The following is a 206-nucleotide window of genomic DNA, read 5'->3' as shown; positions in this document are numbered from 1 at the left end:
CATTAAAGCAAGAGTAGTATTAAACGTAGGCCCTAAAGCAAAGACCTGTTTCCACTGTTTAATAGCTTTTGTAGATAAAGCAAACTCTCCCTTAACCACAATTTCAGTACCATGAACACTAAAATAACGATAATAGTAATCGTCATAGTGGTTTAGGCCTTCAAGTATGGCTTTATTAGTTTCAAGGTGGAGAGGTTGCTCATACA

1 protein-coding gene is annotated in these 206 nt (G+C 36.4%); it reads right to left on the bottom strand.

All coding sequences use genetic code 11. The annotated features are described in order from the left end of the window. On the bottom strand, positions 1-206 hold a 206-nt coding region (locus tag V6260_RS19610; RefSeq protein WP_341595649.1), incomplete at both ends, for a hypothetical protein.

This window comes from Pseudoalteromonas aliena (assembly GCF_038155085.1).
GTDB classification, from domain to species: Bacteria; Pseudomonadota; Gammaproteobacteria; order Enterobacterales; family Alteromonadaceae; genus Pseudoalteromonas; species Pseudoalteromonas aliena_A.
This window is presented reverse-complemented; position numbering and strand designations above follow the sequence as displayed.